Origin of the sequence: Mumia sp. ZJ430 (genome assembly GCF_011751845.1) — a bacterium.
Classification (GTDB): Bacteria; Actinomycetota; Actinomycetes; order Propionibacteriales; family Nocardioidaceae; genus Mumia.
Window position 1 is genome coordinate 448,444 of record NZ_JAAHFK010000004.1, and the last position, 17,868, is coordinate 466,311.

Annotated in this window: 19 protein-coding genes; 18 read left to right on the plus strand and 1 reads right to left on the minus strand. The window is 71.6% G+C overall.

Annotation, left to right across the window (positions count from 1 at the left end):
- Nucleotides 1–4 precede the first annotated feature (4 nt).
- The 6 genes from HCT63_RS18370 (at nucleotide 5) to HCT63_RS18395 (ending at nucleotide 4,581) form a co-directional block, all read left to right on the plus strand.
- Nucleotides 5–433, plus strand: a complete 429-nt coding sequence (locus HCT63_RS18370) for a polyketide cyclase / dehydrase and lipid transport (protein WP_167008282.1) — start codon at nucleotides 5–7, stop codon at nucleotides 431–433.
- 36 nt (nucleotides 434–469) lie between these two features.
- Nucleotides 470–919 (plus strand): SRPBCC family protein, encoded by a 450-nt coding sequence (locus tag HCT63_RS18375; protein WP_167008285.1) that lies wholly within the window; start codon nucleotides 470–472, stop codon nucleotides 917–919.
- 17 nt (nucleotides 920–936) lie between these two features.
- Nucleotides 937–2,133, plus strand: a complete 1,197-nt coding sequence (locus HCT63_RS18380) for an ArsA family ATPase (protein ID WP_243843112.1) — start codon at nucleotides 937–939, stop codon at nucleotides 2,131–2,133.
- Between the two features lie 85 nt (nucleotides 2,134–2,218).
- Entirely contained in the window at nucleotides 2,219–2,605 is a 387-nt protein-coding gene (locus HCT63_RS18385) for a hypothetical protein (RefSeq protein WP_167008292.1), read from the plus strand.
- Complete coding sequence (locus tag HCT63_RS18390) at nucleotides 2,596–3,540, plus strand: ROK family glucokinase (RefSeq protein WP_167008295.1); 945 nt, start codon at nucleotides 2,596–2,598, stop codon at nucleotides 3,538–3,540. Before HCT63_RS18385 ends, HCT63_RS18390 begins: the two co-directional genes overlap by 10 nt.
- A gap of 12 nt (nucleotides 3,541–3,552) precedes the next feature.
- Complete coding sequence (locus HCT63_RS18395) at nucleotides 3,553–4,581, plus strand: ROK family glucokinase (RefSeq protein ID WP_167008298.1); 1,029 nt, start codon at nucleotides 3,553–3,555, stop codon at nucleotides 4,579–4,581.
- On the opposite strand, the gene HCT63_RS18400 is transcribed toward HCT63_RS18395, so the two are convergent.
- Entirely contained in the window at nucleotides 4,562–5,302 is a 741-nt protein-coding gene (locus HCT63_RS18400; RefSeq protein WP_167008301.1) for a GntR family transcriptional regulator, read from the minus strand. The two genes, HCT63_RS18395 and HCT63_RS18400, sit on opposite strands and share 20 nt — an antisense overlap.
- A gap of 125 nt (nucleotides 5,303–5,427) precedes the next feature.
- On the opposite strand from HCT63_RS18400, the gene HCT63_RS18405 reads away from it, so the two are divergent.
- The 12 genes from HCT63_RS18405 to HCT63_RS18460 all read left to right on the plus strand — a co-directional run bounded on the left by HCT63_RS18405 (nucleotide 5,428) and on the right by HCT63_RS18460 (nucleotide 17,868).
- Nucleotides 5,428–6,294 (plus strand): TIM barrel protein, encoded by an 867-nt coding sequence (locus tag HCT63_RS18405; protein WP_208322511.1) that lies wholly within the window; start codon nucleotides 5,428–5,430, stop codon nucleotides 6,292–6,294.
- Nucleotides 6,295–6,329: 35 nt separating this feature from the next.
- Complete coding sequence (gene iolC, locus HCT63_RS18410; protein WP_167009294.1) at nucleotides 6,330–7,250, plus strand: 5-dehydro-2-deoxygluconokinase; 921 nt, start codon at nucleotides 6,330–6,332, stop codon at nucleotides 7,248–7,250.
- On the plus strand, nucleotides 7,247–8,143 hold the full coding sequence (locus HCT63_RS18415; protein ID WP_167008305.1) for an aldolase: 897 nt from the start codon (nucleotides 7,247–7,249) through the stop codon (nucleotides 8,141–8,143). The genes iolC and HCT63_RS18415 overlap by 4 nt, the downstream gene beginning before the upstream one ends.
- Nucleotides 8,140–9,000, plus strand: a complete 861-nt coding sequence (gene iolB, locus HCT63_RS18420) for a 5-deoxy-glucuronate isomerase (RefSeq protein ID WP_167008308.1) — start codon at nucleotides 8,140–8,142, stop codon at nucleotides 8,998–9,000. Before HCT63_RS18415 ends, iolB begins: the two co-directional genes overlap by 4 nt.
- Nucleotides 8,997–10,916, plus strand: a complete 1,920-nt coding sequence (gene iolD, locus HCT63_RS18425) for a 3D-(3,5/4)-trihydroxycyclohexane-1,2-dione acylhydrolase (decyclizing) (RefSeq protein ID WP_167008311.1) — start codon at nucleotides 8,997–8,999, stop codon at nucleotides 10,914–10,916. Before iolB ends, iolD begins: the two co-directional genes overlap by 4 nt.
- Nucleotides 10,913–11,875, plus strand: coding sequence for a sugar ABC transporter substrate-binding protein (locus tag HCT63_RS18430; RefSeq protein WP_167008314.1), 963 nt, complete (start codon nucleotides 10,913–10,915; stop codon nucleotides 11,873–11,875). Before iolD ends, HCT63_RS18430 begins: the two co-directional genes overlap by 4 nt.
- A gap of 73 nt (nucleotides 11,876–11,948) precedes the next feature.
- Nucleotides 11,949–12,986: an ABC transporter permease gene (locus HCT63_RS18435; RefSeq protein WP_167008317.1), complete on the plus strand. Its 1,038-nt coding sequence runs from the start codon at nucleotides 11,949–11,951 to the stop codon at nucleotides 12,984–12,986.
- A complete protein-coding gene (locus HCT63_RS18440; RefSeq protein WP_167008320.1) occupies nucleotides 12,983–13,921 on the plus strand; it encodes an ATP-binding cassette domain-containing protein in 939 nt (312 codons plus the stop codon). Before HCT63_RS18435 ends, HCT63_RS18440 begins: the two co-directional genes overlap by 4 nt.
- Nucleotides 13,918–15,072 carry a Gfo/Idh/MocA family oxidoreductase gene (locus HCT63_RS18445; protein WP_167008323.1) on the plus strand — a complete coding sequence of 385 codons (1,155 nt, stop codon included), beginning with the start codon at nucleotides 13,918–13,920 and terminating at the stop codon, nucleotides 15,070–15,072. Before HCT63_RS18440 ends, HCT63_RS18445 begins: the two co-directional genes overlap by 4 nt.
- The gene (locus HCT63_RS18450; RefSeq protein ID WP_243843113.1) at nucleotides 15,057–16,076 is read left to right on the plus strand and encodes a Gfo/Idh/MocA family oxidoreductase; all 1,020 of its coding nucleotides are present in this window, start codon (nucleotides 15,057–15,059) and stop codon (nucleotides 16,074–16,076) included. The genes HCT63_RS18445 and HCT63_RS18450 overlap by 16 nt, the downstream gene beginning before the upstream one ends.
- Nucleotides 16,073–17,092, plus strand: coding sequence for a Gfo/Idh/MocA family oxidoreductase (locus tag HCT63_RS18455; protein ID WP_167008326.1), 1,020 nt, complete (start codon nucleotides 16,073–16,075; stop codon nucleotides 17,090–17,092). Before HCT63_RS18450 ends, HCT63_RS18455 begins: the two co-directional genes overlap by 4 nt.
- The gene (locus tag HCT63_RS18460; RefSeq protein ID WP_243843114.1) at nucleotides 17,089–17,868 is read left to right on the plus strand and encodes a TIM barrel protein; all 780 of its coding nucleotides are present in this window, start codon (nucleotides 17,089–17,091) and stop codon (nucleotides 17,866–17,868) included. The genes HCT63_RS18455 and HCT63_RS18460 overlap by 4 nt, the downstream gene beginning before the upstream one ends.

The following is a 17,868-nucleotide window of genomic DNA, read 5'->3' on the forward strand; positions in this document are numbered from 1 at the left end:
CCCGATGCCGGCCGTCGATGTGATCGACCAGACGTACGCGGCGGTTCCACCGTCGGCGTTGCGGAAGGTCCTCTGCGCCGAGGCCGCGTGGGGCGATGTGCTGGCCGACGTGCGGCTTGATTGCTTCGAGGACCGGGGTCTGCGGGGCAAGCGCTGGACGGTCTCACGTGGGCTCGAGGGCACTGCCGAGGTGTGGCTGGAAGAGGTCGCCGAAGGCACGGTGATCCATGTCTTCCTCCAGGCCGATCCGGCGGTCGCGCCGCGGTCGGAGCGGGCGCGCTCCGCGCTCGACCGGGCGTACCGGGTCCGGCTCAAGCGCTGGGTGACCGAGGTTCGCGACACCCTCGACGCCGACCGCGTGGTCGGAGCGGCTCCCGACCACGTCGAGCGCGAGCCGCGTGGGCGTGCCGGGGCCGACAGCACCGCGCGATAAGGTCGGGCCCAGCAACGATCGAGCAGGAGGCTCTCGATGACCGATCAGACGACCAGCGACATCGTGGTCGACGCGGAGCCCAGCGCGATCATGGCAGTCATCGCGGACTTCGCGACGTACCCGACCTGGGCGACCGGCGTGAAGGAGGCCCAGGTCGTCGCCCTCGACGAGTTCGGCGCCCGTGCGACGCAGGTCCAGTTCATCCTGGACGCGACGCCGATCCGCGACACCTACACGCTGGCCTACACCTGGGACGGCGACCACAAGGTCGAGTGGGAGATCGCCGAGCCGGGCGCGATGCTCAAGGGCATGGACGGTGCGTACGTCCTCGACGCGCTGGGCGGTGGGTCGACCCGCGTCACCTACCGGCTCGCCGTCGAGGTCTCGATCCCGCTCCTCGGCATGCTTCGGCGCAAGGCCGAGAAGGTCATCATCGACACCGCCCTCAAAGGTCTGAAGAAGCGCGTCGAGTCGACGCCGGAATGACCGTACGAGGCCGCGGGGTGACCCGCGTGGTGCTCCTGACGGGCAAGGGCGGAGTCGGCAAGACGACGACGGCGGCCGGTACGGCGGTGCTCGCCGGCGAGCGAGGCCTGCGGACGCTGGTGCTGTCGACCGACGCCGCGCACTCGCTCTCCGACGCGTTCGGCGTCTCGGCCGGAGGGTCGGCCGACGGCCACACGCCCGTGGCGGAGCGCGTGTGGATCCAGCAGGTCGACGCGCAGCGACGCTTCGAGGACTCGTGGGCGTCGATCCAGGACTACCTGCGGGCGGTCCTCGACGCCGCCGGCACCGACCCGATCACCGCCGAGGAGATCACCGTCCTCCCGGGTGCCGAGGAGGTGCTCGCGCTCCTGGCGCTGCGCGACGAGGTCGTCTCGGGCGCGTGGGACCTCGTGGTCGTCGACTGCGCCCCGACCGCCGAGACGCTCCGGCTCCTCGCGCTGCCGGAGGCGCTCGGCTGGTACCTCGACCGCCTCGCCACCTCCGGCAGCCGGGTCGTCCGGGCCGTGACACCGGCGCTCGCTCGCGCGGCGGGCGTACCGGTCCCCGAACCGAGGGTCGGTGAGGCCGTGCAGCGCCTGCACGCCGACCTGCGTGAGGTGCGGACGCTCCTGGCTGCTCCCACCTCGTCGGTGCGACTGGTGCTCACACCGGAGTCGGTGGTGGTCGCCGAGGCGCGCAGGGCGCTGACGACGTTGTCGCTGTACGGCTACACGGTCGACGGGGTGGTCGCGAACCGCGTCTTCCCCGACTCGGACGACGACAAGTGGCGCCGCACGTGGGCCGAGGCGCAGCGCGAGACCCTGGCCGACGTGGAGGCGTCCTTCGCGCCGCTCCCGGTGTGGCGCGCCGAGTACGCGCCGAGGGAGCCGGTGGGCGCAGCCGCCCTCGCCGAGCTGGCACGCGCCGCGTACGGGGAGTCCGACCCGGTCGCGGTCGTCGATGCGCCACCGCCGATGGACGTGGTGCGCCGCGGCGCCGAGGTCGAGCTGCGTCTGGCGCTGCCGTTCGCGACCGGGGGAGAGGTCGGGCTGACCCGTCACGGCGGCGATCTGGTGGTCACTGTGGGGTCGTACCGGCGGGTGCTGGCGCTCCCTTCGATGCTCACTAGGTACGCGGTCACAGGAGCGCACCTCGATGCCGGTCACCTCGCCGTACGGTTTGCACCGCCGCCCGAGACGCGGGCGACACCCTGAGCGATACCGTCGTGGTCGCGGCCCTCGGTAGGATCTGACGACCCCACCCGCGCTGCACCCCACCGGAATCCGTACGAGGAGAGGCATGACTGCACCGAGCGGCGGCGACGACGTCGGGACCCTGGCGCACGAGGCGATGAAGCTGGCCCGTGTGCTTGCCCAGCAGGCGACCGAGGGTCGGTTCGCCGCCGGTGGTGAGGCGAACGGTGACACGGACGGTGAAGCGGGCGCGATCCCGCACGAGCACCGTCCGGAGGTCTGTGACTACTGCCCGCTCTGCCAGCTGCTCACGGTCGTGCGCCATGCACGCCCCGAGGTGGCCGAGCACCTGGTCTCAGCGCTGACCTCGCTGACGCTCGCGGCTCGTGGTGTGGTGGAGTCGTGGGCAACGCCCCGAGAGGCGGGGGACGACGGCAAGCGTGCCGACGACCCGGTGGAGAACATCGATGTGGAGGACGGGCCATGGCAGTGACGGTCGGAGTCGACATCGGCGGGACGAAGATCGCCGTCGCGGTCGTCGACGAGCACGGCGCCGTCGTGGCCCACGACCGGCGCAAGACGCCGGCGACCGACCCCACGCTGATCGTCGACGCTGTCGCGGAGTCAGTCAACGCGCTCAAGCGCGACCACGACGTCGAGGCCGTGGGCGTCGGCGCCGCGGGCTTCGTCGATGCAGCCCGTCGTACGGTGCTGTTCGCCCCCAACATCAAGTGGATCGACGAGCCGCTGGCCGACCGCCTCGAGGCTCTGGTCGACCTCCCCGTCGTCATCGAGAACGACGCCAACGCCGCGGCGTGGGGCGAGTTCCGCTTCGGTGCGGGCGCCGACGTCGACGACATGCTGCTGGTCACGGTCGGCACCGGGATCGGTGGCGGCATCATCCAGGGCGGCCGCCTCGACCGCGGCGCCTTCGGCGTCGCGGGCGAGATCGGGCACCTGCGGATGGTCCCGGCGGGGATCCGCTGCGGCTGCGGCCAGTACGGCTGCTGGGAGCAGTACGCCAGCGGGCGCGCGCTCGTGCGAGAGACCCGCGACCGCATCAGCGCGCAGATCGATCTCGCGAAGCCGCTGGCCACGCTCGTCGACGGTGACGTCTCGCTGATCACCGGCCAGATGGTGACCGAGCAGGCGCAGAAGGGCGACCCGATGGCGATCGATCTGATCGCCGACGTCGGCCGCTGGCTCGGCGAGGGCATCGCGAGCCTCGCCGCGGTGATCGACCCGAGCGTGGTGGCGATCGGTGGCGGTGTCGCTCGCGCCGGCGACCTGCTGCTGGAGCCGGCACGGACGGCGTTCCTGCGGTCGTTGTCGGCCCCCGTCTACCGGCCGCAGGCGGCGTTGCGCCCCGCAAGCCTCGGCAACGATGCCGGCATGATCGGCGCAGCCGATCTGGCCCGGACACGGTGACGGGGAGCACGGATGGCTGAGCGTCTCTCGATCGGTATCGACATCGGTGGCACCCGGGTCAAGGCCGGCGTCGTCGACCTCGACGGGCACGTGCTCGAGCGCCTGAGCCGTGACACGCCGACCACGAGCCCGGCGGCGGTCCTCGACGCGATCGCGGGCATCGTGGCGAGGCTGCGCCAGCACCACCACGTCACCTCGGTCGGCATCGGTGCGGCGGGGTTCGTCGACGCGACACAGTCGACGGTCCTCTTCTCTCCCCACCTCGCGTGGAGGCACGAGCCGCTGCGCGACGCGGTGCAGCGGCGTACCGGCCTGTCGGTCCTCGTCGACAACGACGCCAACGCCGCCGCGTGGGCGGAGTGGCGCTTCGGCGCCGCCCAAAACGAGGAGGACATGGTCTGTCTGACCCTCGGCACCGGCATCGGCGGGTCGCTCGTGATCGACGGACGCCCTCACCGGGGCCGGTTCGGCATCGCCGGCGAGTTCGGACACATGATCGTGGTGCCCGACGGTCGGGCGTGCGAGTGCGGCAACCGAGGGTGCCTCGAGCAGTACGCGAGCGGAAACGCGCTGATCCGTGACGCTCAGGCGGCGGTGGAGCGCGGCGAAGTCTATGGCAAGCGACTGCTCGAGCGCGTCGACGGTGATGCCGACCGGGTGAACGGTCTTGTCGTGTCGGAGCTGGCGCGCGAGGGCGACGAGGACGCGATCCGATCGCTGCACGACGTGGGGACGTGGCTCGGGGTCGGGATCGCCAACCTGGCCGCGGCGTTCGACCCGGGCCTCTTCGTGGTCGGCGGAGGAGTGTCCGATGCCGACGACCTGCTGCTCGAGCCGGCACGGGCTGCCTTCCGACACACGCTGACGGGGCGCGGCTTCCGGCCGGAGGCGCTGATCGTCCGTGCACACCTGGGCAACGACGCGGGCATGATCGGTGCCGCCGACATGGCACGCACCGTCCGGCGCCGTGCGCGTCGAGGCCGCCGCAGGCGTCCCCTCACGGAGGGGTCGCTGGTGCGGCTCAGCGGTCGACGAGCGTGATCTCGAAGGCGTAGAGGTCGGGCCGGTACGCGTGCTCGCCGTACTCGACCGCGCGTCCGGCATCGTCGTATGCGGTGCGCTGCATGGTCAGCAGGGGAGCGCCTTTGCGCTCTGACAGGAGCCGTGCCTCCGTTGCGTCGGCGCGCCGGGCGCCGATCCGCTGCTTGGCGACCCGCATCCAGATCCCGGCGCTGCGCATCGCCGCATAGAGACCGACGTCGGTGAGGTCGATCTCGCCGAGGTCGAGCAGCGGCGCCGGGAGCAGGTTGTGCATGAGCGCGAGCGGCTCGTCGCCGATGTAGCGGACGCGCTCGAGGGACCACACGGGCGTGCCCGGCTCGAGCTGGAGCTCACGGGCCACATCCTCGCCGGCCTCGATGCGGTGCAGCCCGAGCACCTCCGTACGCGGGTCCTGCCCAGCGGCGGCGAGGTCGTCGTAAAGGCTGGTGAGCTCGACGGAGCGCCGGACCTTGCCGTGCACGACCTGGGTGCCGACCCCGCGCTTGCGGACGACCATGCCCTTGTCGACGAGGACCTGGATCGCCTGGCGGACCGTCGGGCGGGAGAGGCCGAGACGACCTGCGAGGGCGAGCTCGTTGTCGATCCGGTCGCCGGGCGCGAGCGTGCCGCTGACGATCGCCCCCTCGAGCTGCTCGGCGATCTGGAAGTACAGCGGCACCGGACTCGACCGGTCGAGCGAGATGTCTGGCCCAGCACCCATGCGAGAACTATAGGGCCAGTGGACGTAAGAACGTCTATATGTCCTGACAAAGTATTGACACCTTATGTGAGGGTCGCCACACTGACGGCATCAGGACGACCAGCGACAAAGGCAAGGTGGACATGATGCGTGGCCGGATCGCCGGGGCTCCGATCTCGTGGGGTGTGTGCGAGGTCGAGGGGTGGGGCCTCCAGCTGTCGAGAGAGCGTGTGCTCGACGAGATGCGGGAGGTGGGCCTCGAGGCGACCGAGTTCGGGCCGGAGGGCTGGCTTCCCGACGACCCGGTGGCCAAGGCCGCGGTGCTCCGCGAGCACGGTCTGCAGGCGGTCGGGGGCTTCCTGCCGGTCGTGCTCCACGACGCCGACTCCGACCCGACCGCCGCGTTCGACGCCTTCGCGGACGCGTGCGTCGCCGCCGGTGCCGGGGTCGTCGTCCTCGCCGCCGCGACCGGGGTGAACGGGTACGACGCGCGTCCCGAGCTGGGCGAGGCCCAGTGGGCGACCCTCTGTGCACGCTTGGACGCCTTGCACGACCGCGCCCAGGCCCGCGGGCTGGTCGCCGCCCTCCATCCGCACGTGGGGACGATGGTCGAGGGTGCCGAGGAGGTCGAGACCGTGCTGACCCGCTCGCGTGTGTCCCTGTGCGTCGACACAGGACACCTCATGGCGGCGGGCGCCGACCCGGTCCTGCTGACCAAGGAACACCCGGACCGCATCGCGCACGTCCACCTCAAGGACGTCGACGCGCAGCTGGCGAGCGACGTGCACGAGGGCCGCTCCACGTTCAGCGACGCCGTACGGGCTGGCCTGTTCCGCCCGCTCGGGCAGGGTGACGTCGACGTCGCAGGCCTCGTCGGGCTGCTCGAGACGCACGGCTACGACGGCTGGTACGTGCTGGAGCAGGACGTGATGCTGGACCACGAGCCGGAGGGCGAGGGCCCGCTCGGCGACGTCCGGGCGAGCCTCACCTACCTCGAGGGTGTCGCCCCGTGACGCCACACGAGACGACACCCTTCGAGGTGCTGACGATGGGCCGGGTCGGGGTCGACATCTATCCCGAGCAGGTGGGCGTGGGGCTGGAGGACGTGACGTCGTTCGCCAAGTTCCTCGGCGGCAGCGCGACCAACGTCGCGGTTGCCGCTGCGCGGCTCGGTCGCCGGTCGGCGGTGATCACCCGTACCGGCGACGATCCCTTCGGCCGGTTCGTGCACCGGGCGCTCGACGGCTTCGGCGTCGACGACCGGTTCGTCACCTCCGTCGCCGGTCTTCCGACCCCGGTCACGTTCTGCGAGATCTTCCCTCCGGACGACTTCCCGCTGTACTTCTACCGCCTCCCGACCGCTCCCGATCTCCAGATCCGCGCCGACGAGCTCGACCTCGACGCCGTACGCGCGGCAGACGTGTTCTGGGTGACCGTGACGGGTCTGTCCGAGGAGCCGAGCCGGGAGGCGACGCTGACCGCGCTCGAGGCGCGCGGCGGGCGTGGCGTGACGGTGCTCGACCTCGACTACCGGCCGATGTTCTGGGCGTCGGCGGACGAGGCGAGCGCGCAGGTCGCCCGCGCGCTGCCGTACGTGACCGTGGCCGTCGGCAACCGCGAGGAGTGCGAGGTCGCGGTCGGCGAGTCCGACCCGGAGGCCGCGGCGAAGGCGCTGCGCGACGCCGGCGTGGGTCTGGCGGTCGTGAAGCAGGGGCCGGCCGGAGTGCTCGGCACGGAGGGCCGCGAGCACGTCATCGTGCCGCCGGTGCCCGTCGAGGTGGTCAACGGCCTCGGCGCCGGCGACGCGTTCGGGGGTGCGCTGTGCCACGGGCTGCTGGAGAGGTGGGACCTGCGACGGACGCTGTCGTTCGCGAACGCCGCCGGCGCGTACGTCGCCGGGCAGCTGGCCTGCGCCGACGCGATGCCGGACGTCGCGCAGGTCACGACGATGCTGGGCGGTCACGCATGAGCACGCGCGTGACCGGATCCACCGTCGCCGAGCTCGTCGACGCCCGGGTCCGCGACCCGGAGTGCATCGGACGCCTTGCCGAGGAACGGCGCCGGCCTGACAGTCTCGTCGGCCAGACCGGCCGGCTCCTGCTCGTCGCCGCGGACCATCCCGCCCGTGGCGCGCTGCGGGCCGGCGACGACCCGTTGGCGATGGGCGACCGTGCCGTGCTGCTCGACAGGGTGGTCCGGGCGCTGGAGCGGCCCGGCGTCGACGGCTTCCTCGGGACGGCCGACCTCGTGGACGACCTGCTGCTGATGGGGGTGCTGGAGGACAAGGTCGTCTTCGGATCGATGAACCGTGGCGGCCTCGCGGGCACCGCGTTCGAGATCGACGACCGCTTCACCGGGTACGACGCGGCCTCGATCCGCCGGGCAGGTCTTCAAGGCGGCAAGATGCTGCTGCGCATCGATCCGTCGGACCCCGCTACGGTGCGAACGATGGAGGCGTGCGCACGAGCGGTCGACGACCTCGCCGCACACCGGCTGACGGCGATGGTCGAGCCGTTCCTCTCGCACCGCGACGAGCGGGGGCGGATCCGCAACGATCTCACGACCGAGGCGGTCGTACGGTCGGCGACCGTGGCCGCCGGGCTCGGAGGGACCTCGTCGCGGACCTGGCTGAAGCTGCCGGTCGTCGACGACATGGACGCGGTCCTCGCCGCCACCACGCTGCCGGTCGTCCTGCTCGGTGGCGAGGTGTCGTCGGACCAGGGGGCGCAGTTTGCCGCGTGGTCCAAGGCGCTCGCCAGTCCCCAGGTCCGGGGGATGGTCGTCGGCCGCTCGCTGCTGTACCCGCCTGACGGCGACGTCGAGGCAGCCGTGGACGCCACGGTGGAGATGATCTCCCGATGAGCGGGCGCGTTCTGCACAGCGCCCGCGAGGGGCAGGTCGCGCTCGACGTGACGCCGGAGAGCGCCGGGTGGGGCTTCAGCGGCCTGCGCGTCCTGCGGCTCGCACCGGGGGAGTCGTATGACGCCGCGACCGGGGACGCCGAGGTGCTGGTGCTCGCCCTGGCCGGCTCGTGCCGGGTGCGGTGCGGCGACGACGAGCTCGTCGTCGCCGGACGGCCGGACGTGTTCGCGGGGCCGAGCGACTTCGTCTACGTCCCGAGAGGGGCAGACGTCACGATCGTGAGCGAGAACGGCGGCCGGTTCGCGCTCGCCTCGGCCCGATGCGACCGTACGCTCCCGTTCCGTCGCGTGGCCGCCGCCGACGTCCCGGTGGAGTTGCGGGGAGCCGGGAGCGCCAGCCGCCAGGTCCACAACCTGTGCCTGCCCGGCACGTTCGAGGCTGACCGGCTGATCGTCTGCGAGGTGCTGACGCCTGCCGGCAACTGGTCGTCGTACCCGCCGCACAAGCACGACGAGCAGGGCGAGCACGAGAGCGAGCTGGAGGAGATCTACTACTTCGAAGTCGCCGACGGGCCGAACGGGCCTGGCCTGGGCTACCAGCGCGTGTACGGCCATGACGGGGCGCCGATCGACGAGCTCGCCGAGGTGCGCTCGGGCGACGTCGTCCTCATCCCGTACGGCTGGCACGGTCCGTCGATGGCCGCACCCGGGTACGACCTCTACTACCTGAACGTGATGGCGGGCCCGGGAGACGAGCGGGCGTGGCTGATCAGCGACGACCCGCAGCACGCCTGGGTGCGCGACACCTGGGCAGACCAGCCCATCGACCCCCGGCTCCCGAAGGGAGGACCCCGATGAGCACGACCCGACTGACCGTCGCCCAGGCCCTCGTCCGGTTCTTGGAGGCGCAGCACGTCGAGCGCGACGGCGAAGAGAACGCGTTCTTCGCCGGCTGCTGGGGCATCTTCGGCCACGGCAACGTCGCCGGGATCGGCGAGGCCCTGCTCGAACGGGAGCTCTCCGGCGACCCGTCCCACCTGCGCTACCTGCAGGGCCGCAACGAGCAGGCGATGGTCCACGCGAGCGTCGCGTACGCCCGGCAGCGTGACCGCATGGCCGCCTTCGCGGTGACGGCGTCGGTCGGACCGGGCGCGACCAACATGGTCACCGGTGCCGCGCTCGCGACGATCAACCGCCTGCCGGTGCTGCTCCTGCCGGGAGACGTCTTCGCGACCCGCGTCGCGAACCCGGTGCTGCAGGAGCTCGAGGACCCGACCAGCATGAAGGCCTCGGTGAACGACACCTTCCGACCCGTCTCGCGCTACTGGGACCGCATCGAGCGCCCCGAGCAGCTCCCGTCCGCGCTGCTCGCCGCGATGCGGGTCCTTACCGACCCGGCCGACACCGGCGCGGTCACGCTGTGCCTGCCGCAGGACGTGCAGGCCGAGGCGTACGACTGGCCCGACGCGCTGTTCGAGCGGCGGGTCTGGCACATTGCGCGGCCGCTCCCCGAGCCGAGCCTCGTCGCGCAGGCGGCCGTGCTGATCCGCTCGGCGCAGCGCCCGCTCCTGGTCGCGGGCGGTGGCGTCCTCTACGCAGGTGCCGACGACGCGCTCCGTACGTTCGCCGAGGCGACCGGCATCCCAGTGGCGGAGACGCAGGCGGGCAAGGGCTCGCTCCCGTACGACCACCCGCAGGCGGTCGGCGCGATCGGGGCGACCGGGACGGAGGCCGCGGACGCGCTCGCGAACGAGGCCGACCTCGTCCTCGGTGTCGGGACGCGGTGGAGCGACTTCACCACCGCGTCGCGGACGGTGTTCGCCCACCCCGACGTCCGGTTCGTCAACCTCAACGTCGCCGCCGTCGACGCGCACAAGCACGCCGGTCTCTCGCTGGTCGCGGACGCCCTTACCGGGCTGGAGGCGTTGACCGATGCGCTCTCGGGGTGGCGCGCACCCGCTGAGCACACCGCCGACGCGACCGAGCGGGCCCGCGCCTGGGACGCGGTCGTCGAGGAGGCGTACGGGCTCGACCACGAGCCGCTGCTCGCCCAGTCGGCCGTGATCGGGGTCGTCAACGAGGGGACGGATCCGCGCGACGTGGTGGTGTGCGCGGCGGGCTCCATGCCGGGCGACTTGCACAAGCTGTGGCGTACGCGCGACCGCAAGGGTTACCACGTCGAGTACGGCTACTCGTGCATGGGATACGAGATCGCAGGCGGTCTCGGCGTCAAGCTGGCGGCCGACGACGCGGGCGATCCGCGCGATGTCGTCGTCATGGTCGGTGACGGCTCCTACCTCATGATGAGCACCGAGCTGGTCACCGCGGTCGCCGAGGATGTCAAGATCGTCGTCGTGCTCGTTCAGAACCACGGCTACGCGTCGATCGGTGCGCTCTCGGATTCGTTGGGCTCGCACCGGTTCGGCACGCGCTACCGCTACCGGACGCCGTCCGGGCTCGACGGCGGCCGCCTCCCGGTCGACCTGGCGGCGAACGCCGCGTCGCTCGGCGCGGACGTCATCTCCGCGAAGAGCCTCGACGACCTGCGTGCGGCCCTGCGCAGTGCCAAAGCCTCGACGCGGACCACCGTGATCCACGTCGAGACAGACCCGCTCGTCCCGGCACCGGACAGCCCGGCCTGGTGGGACGTGCCCGTCGCGGAGGTGTCGACCCTCGACGCGACCCGCGAGGCCCGCGCGACGTACGACGCGCACAAGCAGAACCAGCGTCACCATCTCGAACCTCACAGAAATCAAGGAGATCGCCTGCCATGAACAGATTCAGACTCTTCGGAGTCGTCGCGGCTGCCACCCTCGCGCTGACCGCGTGCAGCGGGACGGGCCAGGACGACGACGGCGCCTCGGGCAACAAGGGGGACTTCACGTACGCCGTCATCACGCACTCCAGCGCGGGCGACGCGTTCTGGGACCGCGTCAAGTCCGGCACTGAGCAGGCCGGCGACGACTACGGCGTCACCGTGCAGTACGACAGCGACCCGGACCCGGCCGGCCAGTCGCAGAAGATCGACGGAGCGGTCGCCGACAAGGTCGACGGCATCGTCGTCTCGATGGCCAACCCTGACGGTCTGGAGACGAGCATCAAGGCGGCCGTCGCGGCCGGCATCCCGGTGGTGACGATCAACTCGGGCGTCGACCGTTTCCAGGAGTTCGGCGCGATCACCCACGTCGGCCAGAGCGAGACGATCGCCGGCCAGGCGGTGGGCCAGCGACTCAAGGACGAGGGCCTGTCCAACGTGGTCTGCGTGATCCAAGAGGCGGGCAACGTCGGCCTCGAGGAGCGCTGCAAGGCGGTGGGGGAGACCCTCGGCGGCAAGGTCGAGAACCTTCAGGTCGACGGCACCGACGACGCCGCCGTCCAGGCGAGCATCACGTCGAAGCTGCAGGCCGACTCCTCCATCGACGGCGTCCTCACCCTCGGCGGCCAGTACGCGATCGACGCGGTCGGCGCCGTCGAGCAGGCGGGGAGCGCCGCGAAGGTCGCCACCTTCGACCTTTCCGAGGACGTGATCACCAACGTCCAGGACGGCAAGATCCTCTTCGCCGTCGATCAGCAGCCGTACGTCCAGGGCTACCTCGGCGTGACGACGCTGTACCTGAAGGATCTCAACGGCAACGATGTCGGCGGTGGCCAGCCGGTCAACTCCGGACCCGCGTTCGTCACGCAGGAGAATGCCGACGACGTGCTCGAGTTCGCGAAGAACGGCACGCGCTGACGTGCCCGGTGGGGCCCCGGTCGGGGGAACGGGGCCCCACCACCCCCGCAGCCACCGCGACAGGAGAAGGACGATGGCGACAGCTACCGCACAACCAGACGAACGGCTCGCCACGACAGGTCCGGTGGCGCGGCTCCTCAAACGCCCTGAGATCGGCGCGCTCATCGCCGCGCTCGTGGTGTTCCTCTTCTTCGCGCTAACGACGGAGACTTTCGCCACCCCCGCAGGAGCCAGCACGTGGCTCCAGACGTCGTCGACGATCGGCATCATGGCGGTCGCCGTCGCGCTGCTGATGATCGGTGGCGAGTTCGACCTCTCGGCCGGCGTCATGACGGGCTTCACAGGGCTCACGGTCGGGGTTCTCACCACGCACTGGGGGCTGAACATCTGGGTCGCGATCGTGGTGGCCCTGGTCCTCGCGCTGGCGGTGGGCGCCCTCAACGGCTTCATGGTGATGAAGACCGGCCTGCCGAGCTTCATCGTCACGCTCGGCACGTTCTTCGTGCTCCAAGGCATCGACCTCGCGCTCGTGAAGCTGATCATCGGACAGGTCGCGATCCAGGGGATGTCCAACGTCCCCTTCTACGCCCAGCCGCAGAAGATCTTCGGGTCGACCTTCTCCGTGGGCGGCGCCACCATCCACGTCTCGGTGCTCTGGTGGATCGCGGTCACGATCATCGCGTCGTGGGTGCTCATGCGGACCCGCGCAGGCAACTGGATCTTTGCGGTCGGGGGAGCACAGTCCGCCTCGCGCCAGGTCGGCGTGCCGGTGTTCCGGACCAAGATCGGGCTGTTCATGACCACTGCCTTCGCCGGCTGGCTGGTCGGGATGCTGGTCCTGTTCCGGACGTCGACCGTGCAGAGCAACACGGGCATCGGCCAGGAGTTCATCTACATCATCTGCGCGGTCGTCGGCGGATGCCTGCTCACCGGCGGGTACGGATCGGCGATCGGCGCCGCCCTAGGGGCCCTCATCTACGGGATGGTCAACCAGGGCATCCCGTACTCCGGCTGGGACAGCAACTGGCTGAAGGCGGTCCTCGGCGTGATGCTCCTGGGGGCGTGCCTGATCAACAACTGGGTTCGCAAGAGGGCGGAGAACGCACGATGAGCAGCGCGGGCAAGCAGCAGGAGAGCACGAGCGTCACCACGAGCGCGCCGCCCCCTCCCGGGACGACGATCATCGAGGTCCGCGACATCGGCAAGCACTACGGCAACATCAACGCGTTGAGCGACGTCTCGACGACCGTGAAGGCCGGTGAGGTGACATGCGTCCTCGGCGACAACGGCGCGGGCAAGTCGACGTTCATCAAGATCCTCGCCGGAGCGCACGAGCACTCCGAGGGGACGCTTCTCGTCGACGGCATCGCGCGCCAGTTCGCGAGCCCGCGCGCTGCGCTCGCCCTCGGCATCGCGACGGTCTACCAGGACCTGGCGGTCGTGCCGTTGATGCCGGTGTGGCGCAACTTCTTCCTCGGGTCGGAGCCGACGAAGGGGGTGGGCCCTCTGAGGCGGCTCGACATCGACCTCATGAAGCGCACCACCAAGAAGGAGCTCGCCGACATGGGCATCGACCTGCGCGATGTCGATCAGCCCATCGGCACGCTGTCCGGCGGCGAGCGTCAGTGCGTCGCCATCGCCCGGGCGGTCTACTTCGGGGCGCGGGTGCTGATCCTCGACGAGCCCACCGCCGCCCTCGGCGTGAAGCAGTCTGGCGTGGTCCTCAAGTACATCGCGAAGGCCCGTGAGCGCGGCCTCGGCGTCGTGTTCATCACGCACAACCCGCACCACGCGTACCCGGTCGGAGACCGATTCGTCCTGCTGCGCCGCGGACGCAGCATGGGTGACTTCCCGAAGTCTGAGATGACGCTCGACGAGCTGACCGCGATGATGGCCGGCGGCGCCGAGCTGGAGGCGCTGGGCCACGAGCTGAGCCGCGACCTCGGTGCCGACTCGGCGATCGCGCAGGAACTGGTCGCCGATGCCGCCGGGGTCGAGGCGGCGATCGACACCCCCACCGAGCCGGAAGGGCGTACGCGCGCATGACGCACGACCTGCGGGTGGCGGTGGTCGGGTTCGGGTGGATGGGCCAGGCCCACGCCCGCGCCTACGCGCGGCTCCTCCACCACTACCCGGACGCGCCGCGGCGGCCACGCCTCGTGGCAGTGGCCGACACCGCCGACGACGACCGGCTCGCACGCGCCGCTGCCGCATACGGGTTCGAGCGGACCTACGCCGACTGGCGCGACCTCCTCGAGCGCGAGGACGTCGACGTCGTGTCGGTGACGGGGCCGAACGACATCCACGCCGAGGTCGGTGTGGCCGTCGCCGAGGCAGGCAAGCACCTCTGGATCGAGAAGCCGGCCGGACGGAGCGCCGACGAGACCCGCGCGATCGGCGCGGCGGTGGACGCGGCCGGCGTGCAGTCGGCGGTCGGGTTCAACTACCGCAACGCGCCGGCGGTCGAACGTGCCAAGGAGCTCGTCGAATCGGGCCGGCTCGGCACGCTGACGCACGTCGACGTCCGCTTCGTCTCCGACTACGCCGCGCACCCGCAGGGCGCGCTCACCTGGCGCTTCCAGGACGCGTACGCCGGCTCCGGTGTCCTCGGCGACCTCGTCAGCCACGCGACGGACCTGGCCCGCTTCGTCGTCGGCGACATCGCCGAGCTCGTCGCCGACGATGCGCGGTTCATCCCTCAGCGTCCGCCCTCGGTCGGGGCGGCGTCGCACTTCGCGCGCGGCGGCGAGGGGCCGCTCGTCGACGTCGAGAACGAGGACTACGTGGGCGCGCTGCTCCGCTTCGCCGGCGGCGCGCGCGGGACGCTCTCGTCGAGCCGCGCGTCGGTGGGCGAGCAGTGCACGTACGGCATCGAGGTGCACGGCACGAAGGGCGCGCTCGCCTGGGACTTCCGCCGGATCGGCGAGCTCCGGGTGTGCCTCGACCAGGACTACCAGGACGCCTCGTACGCGACCTGGTTCGTGAGGCCGGGCGACGGTGAGCTCGGCGCCTTCCAGCCCGGCGCCGGCATCGCGATGGGCTACGACGACCTCAAGGTGATCGAGGCCGAGCGCCTCGTACGGTCGATCGCCGACGGCAAGCCGCACGGTGCGACGATCCACGACGCGGTCGTCGCTGCGCAGACGATCGACGCCATGCGTGCGTCGCTCGCAGAGCGCCGGTGGGTGACACTGTGACGGCCGCGCTGCGGGTCGGGGTCGTCGGTGCAGGGGCGATGGGCGCCGACCACGTCCGTACTCTGACGACGGCCGTTCCCGGCACCGCCGTGACGAGGGTCTACGACCGCGACACCGCGCGAGCCGAGCAGCTGGCGCAGCCGGCTGGCGGCGAGGTCGCGGCGTCGGCCGAGGAGCTGATCGGGTCCGACGAGGTCGACGCCGTCATCATCGCCTCGCCGGACATGACCCACGCCGACCTCGCCGTGGCCTGCATCTCCGCGGGCAAGCCCGTGCTGTGCGAGAAGCCGCTGGCCGTCACCGCGCAGGACGCGCTCCGCGTCGTCGAGGCCGAGGTCGCTGGGGGCCGACGGCTGGTCCAGGTCGGCTTCATGCGCCGGTACGACCCCGGCTACGCGCGGTTGAAGGAGACGGTGACCTCTGGCGTGCTCGGCGACGTGCGGGTCGTGCACAACGTGCACCGCAACGCCTCCAGCGCCACGAGCGCGACCGGACCCGGCATCATCACCGGGTCGATGATCCATGAGCTCGACACGGTCGCCTGGCTGCTCGACGACGAGGTCGTCGGCATCCGGGTCGAGTCGCCGGTGCGCGACGGGCTCCCCGACCCCCAGCTCGCGATGCTGGAGATGGCCGGGGGAGCGCTCGCGACGGTCGAGGTCTTCGTCAACGCCGGCTACGGGTACGACGTCCGCTGCGAGGTCGTCGGCACGACCGGCACGGCCTCCCTCGTCCCGACCCCCGCGGTCAGCACGAGGATCGCCGGCGTCGAGGGCGTCGAGGTCGCGCGCGACTTCGTGGTCCACTTCGCCGACGCCTACCGGCACGAGCTGGCGGCGTGGGCCCGTGCCGCGCGCGCCGGCGGGGTCGACGGTCCGACCGCGTGGGACGGCTATCTCGCGAACGTCGTCGCCGAGGCCGGGGTCGCCGCGCTCCTCGGCGGCAGCCGCCAGGCCGTGGTCAGCGCGACGCGCCCCGACCTGTACGCCCGGGGCGACCGATGAGCGCGGTCCGCATCGGGCTGATCGGTGCCGGACGGATCGGAGCGGCCCACGCCGAGACCCTCGCCCGCAGGGTCCACGGGGCCGATCTCGTCGCCGTGGCCGACCCGCGTCCCGGCGTTGCGGCGGCACTGGCCGAGTCGCTCGGCGCACGGGGCGAGACCTCCGCGGAGGCCGTGATCGGCGCCGACGACGTCGATGCGGTCGTGATCGCGGCGTCGTCGACCGCGCACACGGCCCTCGTGGTCGCCGCCGCGCAGGCCGGCAAGCACGTGTTCTGCGAGAAGCCGGCGGGCATGACGCTCGCCGAGATCGACCAGGGGCTCGCGGCGACGGCTGCGGCGGGCGTGGTGTTCCAGGTCGGGTTCAACCGGCGCTTCGCCCGCGACTTCCGTGCCGCTCACGAGGCGATCGGCGACGGCGCGATCGGCAGTGTGCGGATGATGCGGTCGCTCACCCGCGACCCCGGGGACGGCCCGGCCGACCCCGGTGCGGTGCCGCCGTGGACGATCTTCACCCAGACGCTCATCCACGACTTCGACACGCTGAACTGGCTCAACCCCGGCGCGCGCGCCGTCGACGTGCTCGCGACGGCAGACGCGCTGGTGGCGCCCGACTTCAAGGCCTCCGGGCTGCTGGACTCCGCCGTCGTGGTGATCCGCTACGACAACGGAGCGATCGCCACCGCCGAGGCGAGCTTCGCCGCGGCGTACGGCTACGACGTACGGGGCGAAGTCCTGGGCTCGGCGGGCATGGTGACTGCGGGCGACGGCGCCTCGTCGTCGATGCGGCTGCACGTCGCGTCCGGGCGCCTGGCCGGTACGGCGCGCGGTGACGTCGAGCTGCTCGGCGACGCGTACGCGGCCGAGCTCGCCGAGTTCGTCGCCGCGGTGCAGGAGGGGAGGGCCCCGTACGTCACCGGGGCCGACGCGCGCGCCGCCCTCGCGATCGCGCAGGCGTGCATCGCGTCGATGCGCTCCGACGCTCGCGTCGAGGTCGACAAGGGGCTCCCGGCGTGACCTTCACCCTCGCCGTCTGCTCGGAGATGGTCTATCTCGACCTGCCCCACCTCGAGCGGGTGCGCACGATCCACGACGCCGGGTTCGCGGTCGAGATCTGGGACTGGACGAGCAAAGACGCGGCCCTGCTCGCCGGCACCGGCGCACGCTTCACGTCGATGACCGGCTACGTGAGCGGCGACCTGGTCACGCCCGACGGCGCCGACGAGCTGCTGCGTACGGCGGCCGAGTCGATCCCGTTCGCGCACGCGATCGGCTGTCCCACGCTCAACATCCACGGCACCGGCCTCGGCGACGGAGGCATCCCCGTACGCCCGGTCGAGGTCGTCACCGGCGAGATGTGGCTGTCGGCGCTGCGCACGCTCGAGCGGGTCGCCGCGCTCGCCGAGCGCGAGGGCGTGACGTACGTGCTCGAGAACCTCAACACCGAGGTCGACCACCCGGGCACGCCGTTCGGCCGGGCCGCAGACACGCTCGCGCTGGTGCGGGCCGTTGGCAGCGACCACCTCAAGATGAACCTCGACCTCTACCACGCACAGATCGGCGAGGGGAATCTCGTCGAGCTCGTCCGCAGGGCGGCCCCGTACGTCGGTGAGGTGCAGGTCGCCGACGTGCCGGGCCGCTGCGAGCCCGGCACCGGCGAGGTCCGGTGGTCGTACGTCGCCCAGGAGCTGGCCGCCACGGGCTACGACGGCGTGGTCGCCCTGGAAGCCTGGGCCTCAGGCGGCTCCGACCTCGCGCTCGAGCGCTTTCGTGAGGCGTTCACGGTGGAGTGA